The sequence below is a fragment of the Ruegeria sp. BB10 genome (assembly GCF_056535725.1).
Genome location: NZ_JBQFIW010000001.1, coordinates 1,047,798 through 1,063,479, shown reverse-complemented (window position 1 = coordinate 1,063,479; position 15,682 = coordinate 1,047,798). Strand labels below are relative to the sequence as shown.

The following is a 15,682-nucleotide window of genomic DNA, read 5'->3' as shown; positions in this document are numbered from 1 at the left end:
AAGATTTTGGAAGTGTTAACCGCCCCAGCTACGGACCTCACCGCAGTCCATATGGACGAAATTCGAGCGGGAGTACTTGCCCACTCCACCAGCGCGGCAGGACATTGCAGCCTTGGCCATTTGCGACACTGAACGCGACGACAGGCGCAGGTCAGCCGCTTGGCCTTTCATGTGCAATGAGTTCTTGGCAACCCGACGAGAACGAGACCGAAGCATCGCGTTGGTTTGCGGAGAACGATAGCCGGACAGCAGCATATAGGGCTCATTTACGTCCAGAAGGTTATGCGATGCAGCCATGATGTCGATCGTGCGCAGATCCATGTCTTTGCTCTGATCGGTCCGCCAGTCACGCATGAAGTGGTTCACTTCTTTGACAGCGTCCTTGATGTATTTTCCGTCGACCCAATATATCATATCAATCCGTTCGCCGGTGCGACCGGAATACATACGAATACGGCGGATATCGCCGCCGCCTCGAAGGAAACCTGCTGCATTGGAATAGGTCGGTGCTGCCACAACTGCCGTAGCTGCAAATGCGCCCAGAAGGGCACGTCGGGTCAAGCCCGATGTACTGCTCATCGTCATTTCAGTTTCGTCCCGTACTGTTCCTGCCTGCACACGATGTTACGCGCGCGATATTAATTTTTTCCCATCCCAGATGCGGGATTTATGACACAGTCGGTTTTGTCCGCCAAGAAGTCTTTCGGATTCATCAATTCAAGGGGGAAATTTCGGCAGTTTTTTGCGCAGGTGATGCGAATATGTATAATATTGAGACATTTGGCGGCGCATTTCCGCTGGGCGATGCAAAGACGCATCACGCACCGAGAGATGCGCCAGGTTGATACGTTTGTGAATAGACAACGCGCCCAAGGCGTAACCATATTTGATCCGCGCACATTTCTGCTGCGTAAAATAATGAATAATCAAGGCCATCCAATGTTCTCAGGTATTCGGACCCGTTCTGGTATTATTTTCACCGCATGTTTTCTGGCTTCGGCGTCCGTAGTGAATGCAGACACCCGGCCAGCGACGGCGTTTCAGATGGCTGTTGCCGAATTTGCGCCCTCGGGGTCAGGAATCGCCGAGTTTTACCGCGAGAATGGTTTTGCCCCGGTTTGGGTTGGTGAAACGCCGCTGCATTCGGCGCGCCGCGCACGGCTGATACAGGCCTTGTCATCGACTGATATGCATGGATTGCCGCAAGGTTCGGACAGCGTCCAGTCCCTTGTGGAACAGATGCAAGAGGCCCGTACGACGCGCGATCTGGGCGCTGTTGAAATCAGTCTGACCCGCGCCTTCGCTGAATACGCGCGCAATCTTCAGTCGGGCGCGCTGCGCCCATCCCAGATTGATGATGGGTTAGTGCGCAAGGTTCAAAGGGCTTCGACAAAGGAGCACTTGCAGGGGTTGATCGCAGGGGAAAATGGCTCGTATTTCGATCAATTGGCCCCGCAAACAACCCAGTACCGGGCGTTGATGAAGCAGAAGTTGGTGCTGCAGGACCTCATCCATCAAGGCGGTTGGGGCGCGACGGTTCCTGTTGCCAAGTTGGAGTATGGTGACACTGGGCCCAATGTAATAAAGCTGCGGAACCGTTTGGTTTCCATGGGGTATTTGCGTCCTACCGCCAGCCCGGAGTTTGATGCGGCTTTGTTGGGTGCCGTTCAGGCGTTCCAGACAGATCATGGTCTTGCGCCGGACGGTGTGGCCGGTCAGGGCACGATTTCTGAGTTGAACCGCAGTGCCTCCGACCGTCTAAAGGCTGTCTATGTCGCATTGGAGCGCGAGCGCTGGTTGCCGCGCGAACGGGGTGAGCGGCACATTTTAGTAAATCAGACTGATTTCTCGGCCAAGATCGTCGATGACGGTTTGGTCACGTTCGAAACGCGCGCGGTGATCGGCAAGAACACACATGACCGACGCAGCCCCGAGTTCTCGGACGAGATGGAGCATATGGTCATCAACCCCAGTTGGTATGTGCCGCGCTCGATCATCACCAAGGAATACCTGCCCCAACTGCAATCAAATCCCAACGCCGTTGGCCATATCCAAATCACCGACCGCAGCGGTCGGCAGGTCAATCGCGGTGCGGTGGATTTCACCCAGTTCAACGCGCGGAACTTCCCGTTTGCGATGCGCCAACCGCCCAGCAAAAGCAATGCGCTGGGGCTAGTGAAGTTCATGTTCCCCAACAAGTACAACATCTATCTGCATGATACGCCTCAGAAAAGTCTGTTCGCGCGTGAGGTGCGGGCGTTCTCGCACGGGTGTATCCGCCTAGCAGATCCGTTTGATTTCGCCTATGCGTTGTTGGCCAAGCAGGAAGAAAACCCAAAGGCGTTTTTTCAGCGTGTTCTGGCCACGGGTAAGGAAACCACGGTGCAATTGGAACAGCATGTTCCGGTTCACCTGATCTACCGCACGGCTTATGTCGGCCCCAAGGGTGAGGTTCAGTATCGCCGGGATGTCTATGACCGTGATCGGAAAATCTGGGAGGCCTTGCAGAAAGCAGGGGTGGCCCTGCCGGACGTTCAGGGGTAATCAGCAGGGCAGATCCTTAAACTAGGAAGCCCGATATGCACTACACCATCCAGCAAATCGCCGACTCCCTCGGAGCTGAAAGCGACGGCGATACAGATCTGATCGTTAAACGCGCGGCCGAGCCCGGCGACGCGACGATAAACGATCTGGCGATGGCGATGTCTCCGAAATATGCCGAGGCGCTAAGTAGCGGCTCGGCGCGGGCAGCTGTGTTGTGGGAAGGCGCAGATTGGCAATCGCTGGGGTTGGAGGCCGCTATTTTCGTGCCCCGTCCGCGCATGGCGATGGCCGGGGTCACCGCCATGCTGGACCGCGGGCAGGGCGTTGCGCCGGGCATTCACCCGTCAGCCGTCATCGACCCAACAGCAGAGATCGCAGAAAATGCAGCCATCGGCCCCTTGGCCGTCATCGGTGCGCGGGTTCGTATTGGCAAAGGCGCAGTTATCGGCCCGCATTGCGTGATTGGCATGGATACGGTTCTGGGCGAAAACGCCATGTTACGTGAGATGGTTAGCATCGGGTCCAGGGCGCAGATCGGTGATCGTTTCATTGCCCAACCCGGCGCACGGATCGGGAGCGACGGGTTCAGCTTTGTTACCCCCGAGGTTTCGGATGTTGAGAATGTCCGCAAAACAATGGGCGACAAAGGTGATGCGCGGGCGCAAAGCTGGCTTCGCATTCACTCGCTGGGTGCAGTTGAGATCGGGGATGACGTTGAAGTCGGCGCCAATTGTACCGTCGACAACGGAACGATCCGGAATACCTGCATCGGAAACGGGTCCAAGTTGGACAATCTTGTGCATGTGGGGCACAACACACGGGTTGGGCAGGATTGTCTAATTTGTGGTCAGGCTGGCGTGTCCGGCTCGGTCGAGATTGGCAATAACGTGGTACTGGGTGGCCAGACCGGCGTGGTCGACAACATCTTTATCGGTGACGGCGTGATAGCGGCGGGCGGCACAAAAATCCTGTCCAACGTTCCTGCGGGTCGGGTACTAATGGGATATCCGGCCATCAAAATGGAAACCCATACCGACATCTACAAAGCACAACGTCGTTTGCCCCGCATGGCGCGTGACGTCGAGGCGTTGAAAAAGGCTGTTTTCAAACAGCCCCCGAGTGATTAAATCATCCGCAACGGGAAAATCAGAGGACCGACATGAGCATCACCGACCGCGTCATCGCAATCATTGCTGAGCAGGCCGTGCTGGAGCCTTCGGACGTCACGCCCGAAAGTACACTTGAAGATCTGGGTATCGACAGCCTGGGTCTGGTCGAGAGCATTTTCGCCATCGAAGAAGAGTTCGATATCTCGGTCCCGTTCAACGCGAATGAACCACAAGCCAGCGATTTCGATATCTCAAATGTGGCAGCGATCATTGCCGGGATCGAAAAGCTTGTGTCGGAAAAGGTCTGACCTGAAATTATGAAACGCGTTGTTATTTCCGGGGCCGGGACGATTAATTCGCTGGGTCACTCTGTCCCTGATACGCTTGAAGCTATGCGCGAAGGGCGTTGTGGTATCTCGCAACTTGAATTCCGCGATGTTGAGCGGCTTTCCATCAAAATCGGCGGCCAAGTGCGCGGGTTCGAGGCCGAAGGGCGGTTTAATCGCCAGCAGATGAGCCTTTACGATCGCTTTACTCAATTCACGCTGACCGCCGCGAAAGAGGCGATTGACCAATCCGGGATCGAGTTTCACGGAGATCTTGCTGCTCGGTCCGGTGTCGTTCTTGGCACCGCCGGTGGCGGCGTGTCCACTTGGGACGATAACTACCGTTCCGTCTACGAGGACGGTAAAAACCGTGTGCATCCATTTGTGGTGCCCAAACTGATGAACAACGCGGCGGCCAGCCACGTGTCTATGGAACATAACCTGAAGGGGCCAAGTTTTACGGTTTCAACCGCTTGCGCCTCATCAAATCACGCGATGGCATTGGCGTTTCAGATGGTCCGCAGCGGCGCAGCACCTGCAATGATCACGGGTGGATCAGAATCCATGTTGTGTTTCGGCGGCGTCAAAGCCTGGGAAGGCCTGCGCGTGATGTCCAAGGACGCTTGCCGCCCGTTCAGCGCCAACCGAAATGGAATGGTGCAGGGCGAAGGGGCTGGGGCTTTTGTCTTTGAAGAATACGAACATGCGCGCGCACGAGGGGCAGATATCCTGTGTGAGGTTGTCGGCTTTGCCATGTCCTCGGATGCGTCTGACATCGTGATGCCCAGTAAGCAGGGCGCGGCGCGTGCCATGTCAGGTGCGCTGACCGATGCACGCCTGAATGCGGACCAGGTCGGGTACATCAATGCGCATGGGACGGGCACAGCGGCGAACGACAAGACCGAATGCGCGGCGGTGGCCGGTGTGTTCGGGCCTCACGCAGACGACCTGATGATATCGTCCACGAAATCCATGCACGGGCACTTGATTGGGGGTACTGGCGCGGTCGAGTTGCTGGCATGTATCATGGCGTTGCGCGACGGGGTGATCGCCCCAACCATCGGTTATGAAGATCCAGATCCCGAATGTGCATTGGACGTGGTGCCAAATGAGGCGCGAGACGCGAAGGTGGATGTTGCGCTTAGCAATGCGTTTGCCTTTGGCGGGTTGAACGCGGTTTTGGCTCTGAAACGGGTCTGAAGCTTCGGAAGCAAAACGACAAAACGCCGCCCGAAGGACTGGGCGGCGTTTTCTGTTTTTCTAGTCATTAGTTTTTGATGACTTCCAGCTGGTCAAACCCGGCAGTGAACCCTGCTAGTGATATTTCCAATTGCAGCGCCTGCGAAGGTGCCAGAACAGAAACCATCGACAAGGTACCTTTGGTCCCACCCTTCAAAGCTTCGAGGTCTTGCTGGGTAAAGCCCACTCGCGCAAGGCACCCAACGGGGTTGCAGTGGTGATAATTGTATCGTTTGCCTGGCGCTCCGTCGATCGACAGGGATATCTGAGCTTGCAAAAGCACCTCGAGGGGCACAACGATGATCGCAGCAGCTACGACCGGAGATTCTTCGGGCAGCTTTTCAATCGTTATTTCCGCGATGGGCTGGTCTTGCTGACCGGTCAGAATCTGGCGCATGACACAAGGTTCGCTGTCAGTTCCTGTATTGATGCACAGGACTGCCCAGTCGCCGGTCTCTTCCTTAAGGTACTGCTCGCCAATACGCGGGCCGGATTCCCCAAGATCCAGGTCAGCACCGGTTTGGGTTTGCGGAGCCTCGGCATCCTGCGTTGCTTCTTGCGCATAAGCGGCACCACACCAAAGCGCAGCGGCCACAAGGCTGAGAGATAGAGAGTTCTTGATCATGAGTGCCTCGGCAATGTGATTGAGCTTTTTGACCCGTCTATCATCCTTGGATCATGGTGTCAGGCATTAAGCTGAACAAATGAGTGATCGTAGTCAGCTTTTTGCCGCTTTCCAGCGCTTGAAACCTGGATGAAACAAAAAAGAAAGGGAACCGGTGGAGCGGCTCCCTTTCATAAAATTTTCTCCCCGTCGGACTGGCCGACTTAGTTATGCGCAGACGTTACGAAAGGCGGTCGCATGCGTCAACTGAAAACCTGAAATTTTAATGGAAGAACCAGCATTGCTTTAAAAAAACCGCGCCCGAAGGCGCGGTCAGTCGACAGGGAGGAAGTTTGCCGCACCCGACCTCTGACAGCGAGGGCAGCAAAATGACTATCGCAGTCAAAGGTTAACTTTGTATGCTGGGTCCAGATCGGTGGAAATTAAGGCCTTACCTACATGGACAAAAACATTTTTCTGGGCGGCGCGGGTGAAGATTACAGCCAGCCTCAAAACCTGACCCTCAAATATGCCAACCGGCACGGGTTGATCGCAGGGGCGACGGGCACAGGCAAAACGGTGACGTTGCAAATCCTGGCCGAGGGGTTCTCTGCTGCGGGCGTCCCGGTGTTTCTATCCGATGTCAAAGGCGACTTGTCCGGGTTGGCAATGGCGGGCAGTGAAAGTCACAAGTTGCACCAGGCGTTTCAGGATCGCGCGGTTCGCATCGGCTTTCAGGATTATACCTATGCCGCATGCCCGGTAACATTTTGGGATCTGTTTGGCGAACAAGGCCATCCTGTTCGAACAACCGTTACAGAAATGGGGCCATTGCTGTTGTCTAGGCTCATGGACCTGAGCGAGGCGCAGGAAGGTATTTTGAACATTGCTTTCCGAGTGGCGGATGAAGAAGGGATGCCGCTGCTAGACCTCAAGGATCTGCAAGCCCTGCTGGTCTGGATCGGTGAGAACCGCACACAGTTATCCCTGCGCTATGGCAATGTCTCGACTGCTTCGATTGGGGCGATTCAGCGGCGGTTGTTGGTGTTGGAAAACCAGGGCGGGACCAGTTTGTTCGGAGAACCCGCGCTGGAATTGGCCGATCTGATGCGTACTGATGCGAACGGGCAGGGGATGGTGAACATCCTGGCCTCGGATAAGCTAATGGGGTCGCCGCGTCTCTATGCGACTTTCCTGTTGTGGCTGTTGAGTGAGCTGTTCGAGGAGTTGCCCGAGGTTGGCGACCCCGACAAACCCAAACTGGTGTTCTTCTTTGATGAGGCCCATTTGTTGTTCGAAGATGCGCCCAAGGTTTTGGTAGACAAAGTAGAGCAGGTCGCACGGCTGATCCGTTCCAAGGGTGTCGGCGTCTACTTCATCTCGCAAAACCCGGCGGATATTCCCGAAGATATTCTGGGACAACTCGGCAATCGGGTGCAGCACGCACTGCGGGCCTTTACCGCGCGGGATCGCAAGAACCTGCGTTTGGCGGCCGAAACCTATCGCGAAAACCCGGCCTTCGACACCGAAACCGCAATCCGAGAGGTTGGCGTGGGTGAGGCAGTCACGTCGATGCTGCAGAAGAAGGGTGTGCCAGGTATTGTTGAACGGACGCTGATCCGTCCACCGGGAACACAACTTGGGCCAATCACCGCGTCCGAGCGTCAGGCGGTCATGACGGCGTCACCGATGCAGGTCAAGTATGGCACATTGAAGGATCGGAAATCGGCCTTTGAAATTCTGCAGGCACGCGCCGATCAGGCCGCGCAGGCTGCTGCAAAATCAGAAGAACAAGAAGAGACACAATCTGTTGCTGAACGCGAGTTCGCCACGGCCAGGCGCTATTCCGGTGGCCGGGTCGGGCGATCTTCCTCTCGCGTTAAGCGGCAGAAAGATACTTTTGCTACAGCAATGAGCGAGGCCGTCATCAAAGAACTAAAAGGAACAACCGGGCGCCGCATTGTTCGTGGAATTCTGGGCGGGTTGTTCCGCGCTAGGTAAGCCCAAGGCGCCGCACAGCGGTTTGGTTGCGCGGCGCTATTTAGGTTACTTCAGACGACGCTGACCTTCCTGCCGGCAGTAGCCGTCAGCCTCGGCAACAGACATCTTTGTCGCGGGGTAGTCGATGGCACGATCCCAGATGACGCGATCCGGGCGGTACAACTGGCACGTCACCACACCCTTTGAGGTCTGGACCTGAACTGGATCGGTTTCCAGATCTTCGGGTGACGGGATACATGCGGCCAGGCTGGCAACAACTGCCAGCATTAGGATTTTTGGGATAAACGAAGTTTTCATGTGTCGTCTTCTTACTCTCGAGAGGTGACCTGTAGTATCAGCGTCAACTGACTAATTAACCGTGAAGGCGATCTGGCGCAGGTCCGGAAACTGCCCAACGATAATTCGGTCTATTAAGGTTCGGTTCATGAATCAAGAAACCGCGCCGATTTTGAGGCGCGGTTCCGAATATTCCCCTGAAAGTGATCTATTTCTCGGGGATCAAGCCCCTTGGACTGAATCTGAGAACAATCAGCAGGATCAACCCCATGGTCAGCAGGCGCATATGCGCGGCGCTTTCGATCAGATGTGCCTTAAGCGCGCTGCCATCAGGCAATCCAGCGGTGATCAGGTTCATCAGCCACAGCCCGATAGGTTCGACCTGAACCCACAGGAACCAGATCACGAACGCGCCCAGTACCGCACCAAAATTGTTACCTGATCCACCGACGATCACCATTACCCAGACCAAGAATGTAAACCGCAATGGCTGATACGCGCTGGGGGTCAACTGGCCGTCCAGCGTTGTCATCATAGCACCTGCAATTCCGCAGATGGCCGAGCCCAGCACAAAGATCTGCAAATGGCGACGGGTCACGTCCTTGCCCATCGCCTCGGCCGCGACCTCGTTGTCACGAATGGCGCGCATCATGCGGCCCCACGGGCTGTTCAGCGCCTTTTGCGCCATCCAGAGCAGGACCAGCAGAACGATCAGGAACAGAAACGAATAGCCCAGCTTAACTGCCAGCGTCGAAGCCGTGACTGTATCCAGCCCCAACCATTCGGCGCGAGCGATAAAGCCAGGGTTATTCTGGAGATCGACCTCATATCCAACGACCGGAGCAGGGCGCGGGATGCCATAGACGTTTTTGACGCCCCGGGCCAACCAGTCCTCGTTTTTCAGTATTGCGATAATGATCTCGGCAATCCCCAGCGTTGCAATCGCCAGATAGTCCGAGCGCAGGCCCAGAGCAGTTTTACCAATCAACCACGCTGCACCAGCTGCCAGCAATCCACCCGCGGGCCAGGCCAGCAGGACAGGCAGATTCAGGCCGCCGAGGTTGCCCGCAACAGCCGGTTCAATGGCTTCGACCGCTGCGGTATTGGGGTCGAGGACAGCGCGGTAAACAAAGAAGCCGATGATGAGAATGGCAATGATCGACATAGTCCGAACCCGCCCTTTGGGCATCTTCTGCGCCACCAGAACTGTGGCCACAACGGTTGCGGCGCCCAGCAGCAGGGCCAGTACAATACCGAAACCTCCGGCAGACCAGGCGCCAGGTGTTGTCGGGGTCGAGACCAGCACAACGGCAAGCCCACCCAACGCAACAAAGCCCATGACCCCGACGTTGAACAAACCGGCGAACCCCCATTGCAGGTTCACCCCAAGCGCCATGATGGCCGAGATCAGTCCCATGTTCAGGATCAATATCGCGGCGTTCCAGCTTTGCGTGAACCCGGTCAGCAGGATCAGGCCACCGACAACAGCGAAAAGCAGCGTATTTTTGACAGGCTCGGTCATACCGCTTTCCCCTTAAACAGACCCGTTGGTTTGAACAGAAGCACGATCAGCAAAATGACAAAACTTACGGCGAATTTGTAATCGGTGGACAGGAATTGCACCAATCCCGACGGCTCCAGGCTTTCCGGGGCAAGATAGGTCAGCACCTTTTTCCAGGCGTAAGTGATCGTGACCTCGGAAAAGGCGATGATGAATCCACCCGCGATGGCCCCCACAGGGCTGCCCAGTCCGCCGACGATGGCCGAGGCGAATATCGGCAGAAGCAGCTGGAAATAAACGAAAGGTTTAAAACTCTTGTCCAGCCCGTACAGGACCCCGGCCGTGGTCGCGAGCGCCGCCACGATGATCCATGTAATCATCACCACCCGCTCGGGGTTGATACCGGACAGCAGGGCGAGATCTTCGTTGTCCGAATACGCACGCATCGATTTGCCAGTGCGGGTTTTGTTGAGGAACCAGAACAACAGCACAACGGCAACAACTGCAACGATGACGGTAATGCCCTGAGATGTCTTGATCGCCAGCCCCTCATTCAGCCCGGTCATGGCCTTGAATTCACGTGCGGAGATCACAAACCGCTGACCGTCCGAAAACCTCTGATCGTCCGGGCCGATGATGAACCGCACCAGACCGTTCATGATGAACATCACGCCCATCGACACGATAACCAGAATGACCGGCTTGGCCTTTTGCTCGCGATAAAATCGATAGACCAATCGGTCGGTGATCAGCACCAGAACGATACAGCCCAATATGGCAAAGGGCAGAGCCAAAAGGGCGGTCGGCAGCGGACCAAAACTGACCCCAGCGGCCTGCAGCCCCCAGGTGACCAGAACGGCGATCATCGCGCCAAAGGCCATCGTGTCGCCATGGGCAAAGTTGGAAAACCGCAGGATACCGTAGATCAGCGTGACCCCCAGCGCCCCCAGTGCCAGCTGGCTGCCATAAGCAATTGCAGGCACCAACACAAAATTCGCAAGCGCGACAAGCGCGTTCAGTATGTCCATCTCACCTTCTCATTCCGCCGGGTGCGGCCTTATGGCATACCCGCGCGCAAAGACACAATATTTCAACGGTTATGGACGGTCGAATTCCGAAGAAAAACTGCATAGGGCAGCGTTCCTTTCGGGCATTCAATGCGCGCCTGACAGGATTATGTCCGTCAGACACGTCGCTGGTTCAGCTTTGCTGTTCTTGGGATAGTAAATGTGGTCAATTTTTGAGCGTACAGACCCCGCGTTCGTTGCGCTGTTGCCCGCCAGAGGCGCGAACTTCAAGGTGGCCAGTCTCTGAATCAACCGTGTATCCCACACTTCCGTTGCTTAGAATTTGTAGAAATTCCTGCGCGCCGAGGCTGGGGATCACAAGGACTTCATGTTCTTGACCCTCGGCCAAAAGCAAGCCCTTGGATTGCCCTTCGACCTGTTTCAGCGCGACCTGGTGGGCTGGTTCAATTGGATTGCACCCACCGGGGTTGCAGGTTTCGGTAATCTGGCACTCGTAAACAAATTCACCTTGCGCGGGGGCTTGCGACGCGGCCTGCGCGGTCGCAGGCAGAACGATGGCGGCAAGCGCAGCCAGATATTTCATAATATGTCTCCTGAAGGGGGCAATTGCCCGAAATATTTGAGAATCCAATCAGGATTCCCGCTGTTCGCGCGTTCGTGATTAGGGGCGGATCGTGGCGGAATTTGAGCCGAGACGAGGCGGAATTCTGAAGGGATTAATTTTAACAATTCTTAGGGGAGTGGGGTAACCAGCCGGGAACAAACCGTTTTATTGGAGGTTGTTTATCCGACCAGTGGCGCAAAGCTGCAAACGCCATCTTCTCGCCACGATTGATTGCCTGAAAGCACGCGGTTTAACCGTGTCAAAGAGGCGTTGACACGCGAACACAGCCTTTCACCTGGGATCAACTGAAAGTGAGGGCCGTCGTGCAGCCCGTTGAAGTTATTGAGCTAATTTATGATCTTGCCCTGTGCCCGAGGGCGCTGAATAAAGGGAGGTACATCATGAAATTCTACGCAGCATTGATATTGAGCGCGGTTTTGCCGGCGATGGCGTATGCCGCATCAAGCGACCCTCTGGACGGGGCGGATTTCGTCATCAACTGCGTGTCGGACAGTACTGGTGGCGCGGTGACATTAGCGAGGTCCGGAGCCACGGATAAGGGATTTATCGTCACAGATGATATCCGCGGAGAGGCGACGATCATTGCCGGTCTGAACTCGCTGACCTTCCTGCACATCATGGACAAGGACGTCGTGACCTTTGTTGTGGATTTTGAGGATCTGAACTACGACATGTCGATTAAAGGCCCGCATGCTGCGCAGGACTTCGGGTCTTGTGGTGATCCGATTGGGTGATTGAAATCAGGTGTATGGGTGGTGAAGACAGGGCTGACGAGAGAAGGTCCCGTTTTCTCACCTCGAAAACTTAAAGCTATTTTGGCATCACGAATTCCGTGCTTCAAGATTTGGTTTTTCACCCTGCATATGGTTACAGCTGGAGAGCGCAACAAGTGCAGCTAGGAAGATTAATTTCGTTATTAGTCTGAATCGCAAAGTAATTTCTGAGTGTGGTATTTGCCGGTTCACCCCATAATTTTCTATATACGGTTATTTCGGGTAAATCATCATCCTTGTCTAAATTGGCTCTACTATAGCTAATTTCTTCTAAGTCACCAGTCATAACAAGCGCATAACCTTTTACGTTGTAAGGGAATCTTGTTGCCCATTGAGCCAATCTTCCAGACGGAAGGTTATCTCTGGATCAAAACCAGCATCGTCCAGATACCAAACAGGCAATGGGAGCTACCAGCACGAGGATTTATGAAATCCACCCAAGCTGTTACTTCCTGCCAAGTGTCAAACGGGTAATCAATCGGAGTTATCGACTTGAAACTGACAAGTCGTGAACCAATGCCGTGTAAGCTATTTGAGTAGATTCATCAGTTTTCTTACAAAGAAACTGGTGGTCGCACTTTGAATTATGGTGCAATCGAATTCTACAAAATGGCTTTGCGGCCCCGAATACGCCAATACAGCGGTTGATGAAATTGCAAGAAATAATGAAGTAGCGGCGTATTTTTTCATCACCCCCAAGAAACTCTTCCGAACTTCGGGATCAGCCAGCAGTTCCTTACCCGTGCCGCTATACGCATTCCGCCCCTGAACCAACACATACCCTTTATCCGCGATCTCCAGCGCCTGACGGGCGTTCTGTTCGACCATCAGGATCGGTAGCCCGGTGCGTGAGACCTCGATGATCCGGTCGAACAGTTCATCCATCACGATGGGTGAGACACCAGCGGTGGGTTCGTCCAACATCAGCACCTTGGGCTGGGTCATCAGCGCCCGGCCCACGGCGACCTGCTGGCGTTGACCGCCCGACAGTTCTCCGGCCGCCTGGTTGCGCTTGTCGCGGAGGATCGGGAAGAGGTCATAGACCTGCTCCATCGTCTGACTGATATCGTTGCGGCGGATGAAGGCACCCATTTCAAGGTTTTCCTCGACCGTCATGGACGTGAAGATATTCGAGGTCTGCGGCACAAAGCCCATCCCCCTGATCACGCGGTCCTGCGGTGAAAGCTTGGTAATGTCCTCTCCGTCCAGTCGGACTGCGCCGGCGCGCACGTCCAGCATACCGAACACGGCTTTCATCGCCGTGGACTTGCCCGCGCCGTTGGGGCCGACAATCACTGCAATTTCGCCCTTGTCGACGGCAATAGTGCAGTCGTGAAGGATGTCGGGCCCCTTGCCATAACCACCGGTTATGGTGTCACCGATCAGGAAAGGGCCACCGCTGACCTTGTGGGTTTCCCCGCTGGTCGGATGTGCAGGGGTCATCGTGCCAATGCCTTTGGTATTGGCAATTGTTGCGTCCTTGTTGCCGTGATCGTCCTGATAGGGGTTGTCGCTTGCGCCCGCGGTCATGTCTGGGCCTCCAGCTTGTCTTTGTTCTTCAGGCCGGTGCCCAGATAAGCCTCGATCACGTGTTCGTTGGCCTTGATCTCGTCCAAAGTGCCCTCTGCCAGAACCTTGCCCTCGGCCATGCAGATGACCGGGTCGCAGATTTTTCCGATGAAATCCATGTCATGCTCGATCACGACGAATGTGTAGCCGCGTTCCTTATTCAGGCGCAGGATGGTGTCGCCGATGGTCATCAGCAGGGTGCGGTTCACGCCCGCACCGACCTCGTCCAGAAACACGATCTTGGCGTCGACCATCATGGTGCGACCAAGTTCCAGCAGTTTCTTTTGCCCGCCCGAAACCTGACCTGCCTTGTGGTCGGCCAGGTGTTCGATGGTCAGGAACTCCAACACCTCGTCCGCCTTGGCGCGCAGGGCGCGTTCCTCGTCGGCGATGCGTTTGCGGCCAAACCAGGTGTTCCACAGTGATTCACCCGATTGCGCGCCGGGCACCATCATCAGGTTCTCGCGGCAGCTCATTGACGAAAACTCATGCGCGATCTGAAACGTGCGCAGCAGCCCTTTGTGAAACAGCTCATGCGGAGGCAGGCCAGTGATATCTTCGCCATCCATGAAAACCTTGCCGCTGGTAGGCGGTAACACACCCGCTATCACGTTGAACAGGGTTGTCTTGCCCGCACCGTTCGGTCCGATCAGGCCGGTGATCGAGCCCTTTTGGATTTCCAGCGAAGCCCCGTCCACTGCGTGGAATCCGCTAAAATGCTTATGCACGTCCTCAACGACGATCATGGTTTTCCCTTGCCTTTTCCCCGAAAACAGAGGTGCAGCCTTTTGTCACTGAAACAGCCCGGACACAAGGCCCGGGCTGTTCGGTTTTGCTCTGTCAGATGAGGATTTAACGGTAGTTAACCGTCTTCATCTCACCATCGATGACTTCGATTTCGCGGTATGCACCGGCGCTTTCGCCGGGGCCGATCAGCTCAACACCCGAGGCGCCGACATAATCGATGTCTTGGCCCGCTGCGAGGAGCTCCAGACCCTTCGCCAGCTCACCCGGATAGATCTTTTCACCCGGTTCGTTGGCAACATCCATGATCTTGCCGCCATAGTCCGCCGGGTTGCTGGAACCCGCCGCCTGCATGGCCAGCAGGAACAGTGCCGCAGCGTCATAGGACTCGGGCACGAAGATGGACGAGCCGTCAAAACCCTCGGCTTCGGCCATGGCAAAGAACGAATCCGCAGCTTCGCTTTTCGATCCCGGGGCCTGACCATACGAACCATTCAGATCCGGACCGACGTTTTCAGGCAGCGAGTCACCGATCATGCCACCCGGCAGACCAAAGGTGTCAAATGCGCCGCTGTCCAGCGAGGACTGGATGATGCCCAGACCGCCCTGATCCAGATAGCCCGCAACGACAAGAATGTCGCCACCTGCCGATGCCAGCGCGCCGACTTCGGCCGAATAGTCGGCCTTGCCGTCTTCGTGCGCGGCAACGATGGTTACCTCACCGCCCAGCGCCTCGAACGAGGATTTGATCGCCTCGGACAGGCCCTTGCCGTAGTCGTTGTTGGTATAGGTCAGAGCGATCGAGTCGACGCCGCGCTCTTTCAGGATGTCGGCCATGATTTCGCCTTCGCGCGCATCCGATGGGGACGTGCGGAAGAACAGGCCGTTATCTTCCATAACTGACAGGCCCGGAGAGGTGGCCGAAGGTGAGATCATGACCATACCGTTCGGCACGGCGACGTTTTGCAGAATGGCACCGGTTACGCCCGAACAGTCTCCGCCAACAAGGCCGTTGATGCCTTCGGCAACCAGACGTTCCGCATTAGCGGTGGCCAGAGCATTGTCAGCGCAGCCCGTATCAGCACGTACGGGCGTTACGGTGGACCCTTCCAGCAGTTTGCCGGAATCCGAGACTTCTTTCATCGCCAGCTCAGCGCCGGACGCCATTGCTGGCGAAAGCGATTCAATCGGGCCGGTGAAACCGAACATAATGCCCAGTTTAACGTCTTCGGCCATGGCGGTGCCGGCCAACAGTGCGGTTGCTGCGGTTGCAGTAAGCAGCTTTTTCATGTGGTTACTCCCAAATTGGAACGTATTCGTTCTGGGCACGACCCTAGGCAAGC

General features: G+C 55.8%; 15 protein-coding genes and 1 pseudogene. 6 read left to right on the top strand and 10 right to left on the bottom strand.

Annotation, left to right across the window (positions count from 1 at the left end; all coding sequences use genetic code 11):
• Positions 1-15 precede the first annotated feature (15 nt).
• Positions 16-585: a peptidoglycan L,D-endopeptidase MepK gene (gene mepK / locus ACR3EP_RS05330; RefSeq protein WP_170348744.1), complete on the bottom strand. Its 570-nt coding sequence runs from the start codon at positions 583-585 to the stop codon at positions 16-18.
• Between the two features lie 132 nt (positions 586-717).
• Positions 718-936, bottom strand: a complete 219-nt coding sequence (locus tag ACR3EP_RS05325; RefSeq protein ID WP_170348743.1) for a hypothetical protein — start codon at positions 934-936, stop codon at positions 718-720.
• Positions 937-939: 3 nt separating this feature from the next.
• On the opposite strand from ACR3EP_RS05325, the gene ACR3EP_RS05320 reads away from it, so the two are divergent.
• From ACR3EP_RS05320 to ACR3EP_RS05305, 4 genes are read left to right on the top strand one after another with little or no spacing between them, the layout of a single operon-like run.
• On the top strand, positions 940-2,544 hold the full coding sequence (locus tag ACR3EP_RS05320; protein ID WP_480636675.1) for a L,D-transpeptidase family protein: 1,605 nt from the start codon (positions 940-942) through the stop codon (positions 2,542-2,544).
• A 35-nt stretch (positions 2,545-2,579) separates the two neighbouring features.
• Positions 2,580-3,671 carry a UDP-3-O-(3-hydroxymyristoyl)glucosamine N-acyltransferase gene (lpxD, locus tag ACR3EP_RS05315; protein ID WP_480636673.1) on the top strand — a complete coding sequence of 364 codons (1,092 nt, stop codon included), beginning with the start codon at positions 2,580-2,582 and terminating at the stop codon, positions 3,669-3,671.
• A 32-nt stretch (positions 3,672-3,703) separates the two neighbouring features.
• Positions 3,704-3,961, top strand: coding sequence for an acyl carrier protein (locus tag ACR3EP_RS05310; RefSeq protein ID WP_170348740.1), 258 nt, complete (start codon positions 3,704-3,706; stop codon positions 3,959-3,961).
• A 9-nt stretch (positions 3,962-3,970) separates the two neighbouring features.
• Positions 3,971-5,179 carry a beta-ketoacyl-[acyl-carrier-protein] synthase family protein gene (locus ACR3EP_RS05305; protein WP_170375382.1) on the top strand — a complete coding sequence of 403 codons (1,209 nt, stop codon included), beginning with the start codon at positions 3,971-3,973 and terminating at the stop codon, positions 5,177-5,179.
• A gap of 67 nt (positions 5,180-5,246) precedes the next feature.
• Here the strand turns inward: ACR3EP_RS05305 and ACR3EP_RS05300 are convergent, their stop codons facing one another.
• Positions 5,247-5,843 carry an invasion associated locus B family protein gene (locus tag ACR3EP_RS05300; RefSeq protein ID WP_170514171.1) on the bottom strand — a complete coding sequence of 199 codons (597 nt, stop codon included), beginning with the start codon at positions 5,841-5,843 and terminating at the stop codon, positions 5,247-5,249.
• Positions 5,844-6,281: 438 nt separating this feature from the next.
• On the opposite strand from ACR3EP_RS05300, the gene ACR3EP_RS05295 reads away from it, so the two are divergent.
• Positions 6,282-7,823, top strand: a complete 1,542-nt coding sequence (locus tag ACR3EP_RS05295) for a helicase HerA-like domain-containing protein (protein ID WP_480636671.1) — start codon at positions 6,282-6,284, stop codon at positions 7,821-7,823.
• A gap of 45 nt (positions 7,824-7,868) precedes the next feature.
• Here ACR3EP_RS05295 and ACR3EP_RS05290 read toward each other — a convergent pair whose 3' ends face one another.
• From ACR3EP_RS05290 to ACR3EP_RS05275, 4 genes are all read right to left on the bottom strand, one after another.
• Positions 7,869-8,120, bottom strand: a complete 252-nt coding sequence (locus ACR3EP_RS05290; protein ID WP_170514168.1) for a hypothetical protein — start codon at positions 8,118-8,120, stop codon at positions 7,869-7,871.
• Positions 8,121-8,307: 187 nt separating this feature from the next.
• On the bottom strand, positions 8,308-9,621 hold the full coding sequence (locus ACR3EP_RS05285; RefSeq protein ID WP_170394122.1) for a branched-chain amino acid ABC transporter permease: 1,314 nt from the start codon (positions 9,619-9,621) through the stop codon (positions 8,308-8,310).
• Positions 9,618-10,628 carry a branched-chain amino acid ABC transporter permease gene (locus tag ACR3EP_RS05280; RefSeq protein ID WP_170375377.1) on the bottom strand — a complete coding sequence of 337 codons (1,011 nt, stop codon included), beginning with the start codon at positions 10,626-10,628 and terminating at the stop codon, positions 9,618-9,620. Before ACR3EP_RS05280 ends, ACR3EP_RS05285 begins: the two co-directional genes overlap by 4 nt.
• 205 nt (positions 10,629-10,833) lie before the next feature.
• Positions 10,834-11,211 carry a hypothetical protein gene (locus ACR3EP_RS05275; RefSeq protein WP_480636668.1) on the bottom strand — a complete coding sequence of 126 codons (378 nt, stop codon included), beginning with the start codon at positions 11,209-11,211 and terminating at the stop codon, positions 10,834-10,836.
• A gap of 422 nt (positions 11,212-11,633) precedes the next feature.
• Between ACR3EP_RS05275 and ACR3EP_RS05270 the strand changes: the two genes are divergently transcribed.
• A complete protein-coding gene (locus ACR3EP_RS05270; RefSeq protein WP_480636666.1) occupies positions 11,634-11,987 on the top strand; it encodes a hypothetical protein in 354 nt (117 codons plus the stop codon).
• A 732-nt stretch (positions 11,988-12,719) separates the two neighbouring features.
• On the opposite strand, the pseudogene ACR3EP_RS05265 reads toward ACR3EP_RS05270, so the two are convergent.
• From ACR3EP_RS05265 to ACR3EP_RS05255, 3 genes and pseudogenes are all read right to left on the bottom strand, one after another.
• A pseudogene (locus ACR3EP_RS05265) lies at positions 12,720-13,556 on the bottom strand (ABC transporter ATP-binding protein); the annotation flags it as partial.
• Positions 13,553-14,341: an ABC transporter ATP-binding protein gene (locus tag ACR3EP_RS05260; protein WP_170358499.1), complete on the bottom strand. Its 789-nt coding sequence runs from the start codon at positions 14,339-14,341 to the stop codon at positions 13,553-13,555. The gene ACR3EP_RS05260 and the pseudogene ACR3EP_RS05265, both read right to left, overlap by 4 nt.
• Positions 14,342-14,447: 106 nt before the next feature.
• Positions 14,448-15,629, bottom strand: a complete 1,182-nt coding sequence (locus ACR3EP_RS05255; RefSeq protein WP_480636664.1) for an ABC transporter substrate-binding protein — start codon at positions 15,627-15,629, stop codon at positions 14,448-14,450.
• Positions 15,630-15,682 lie beyond the last annotated feature (53 nt).

Bases quoted from the DNA above. Each gene is read 5' to 3' on its own strand.
- mepK (WP_170348744.1), bottom strand. From the start codon at position 585: ATGACGATGAGCAGTACATCGGGCTTGACCCGACGTGCCCTTCTGGGC.
- ACR3EP_RS05325 (WP_170348743.1), bottom strand. From the start codon at position 936: ATGGCCTTGATTATTCATTATTTTACGCAGCAGAAATGTGCGCGGATC.
- ACR3EP_RS05320 (WP_480636675.1), top strand. From the start codon at position 940: ATGTTCTCAGGTATTCGGACCCGTTCTGGTATTATTTTCACCGCATGT.
- lpxD (WP_480636673.1), top strand. From the start codon at position 2,580: ATGCACTACACCATCCAGCAAATCGCCGACTCCCTCGGAGCTGAAAGC.
- ACR3EP_RS05310 (WP_170348740.1), top strand. From the start codon at position 3,704: ATGAGCATCACCGACCGCGTCATCGCAATCATTGCTGAGCAGGCCGTG.
- ACR3EP_RS05305 (WP_170375382.1), top strand. From the start codon at position 3,971: ATGAAACGCGTTGTTATTTCCGGGGCCGGGACGATTAATTCGCTGGGT.
- ACR3EP_RS05300 (WP_170514171.1), bottom strand. From the start codon at position 5,843: ATGATCAAGAACTCTCTATCTCTCAGCCTTGTGGCCGCTGCGCTTTGG.
- ACR3EP_RS05295 (WP_480636671.1), top strand. From the start codon at position 6,282: ATGGACAAAAACATTTTTCTGGGCGGCGCGGGTGAAGATTACAGCCAG.
- ACR3EP_RS05290 (WP_170514168.1), bottom strand. From the start codon at position 8,120: ATGAAAACTTCGTTTATCCCAAAAATCCTAATGCTGGCAGTTGTTGCC.
- ACR3EP_RS05285 (WP_170394122.1), bottom strand. From the start codon at position 9,621: ATGACCGAGCCTGTCAAAAATACGCTGCTTTTCGCTGTTGTCGGTGGC.
- ACR3EP_RS05280 (WP_170375377.1), bottom strand. From the start codon at position 10,628: ATGGACATACTGAACGCGCTTGTCGCGCTTGCGAATTTTGTGTTGGTG.
- ACR3EP_RS05275 (WP_480636668.1), bottom strand. From the start codon at position 11,211: ATGAAATATCTGGCTGCGCTTGCCGCCATCGTTCTGCCTGCGACCGCG.
- ACR3EP_RS05270 (WP_480636666.1), top strand. From the start codon at position 11,634: ATGAAATTCTACGCAGCATTGATATTGAGCGCGGTTTTGCCGGCGATG.
- ACR3EP_RS05260 (WP_170358499.1), bottom strand. From the start codon at position 14,341: ATGATCGTCGTTGAGGACGTGCATAAGCATTTTAGCGGATTCCACGCA.
- ACR3EP_RS05255 (WP_480636664.1), bottom strand. From the start codon at position 15,629: ATGAAAAAGCTGCTTACTGCAACCGCAGCAACCGCACTGTTGGCCGGC.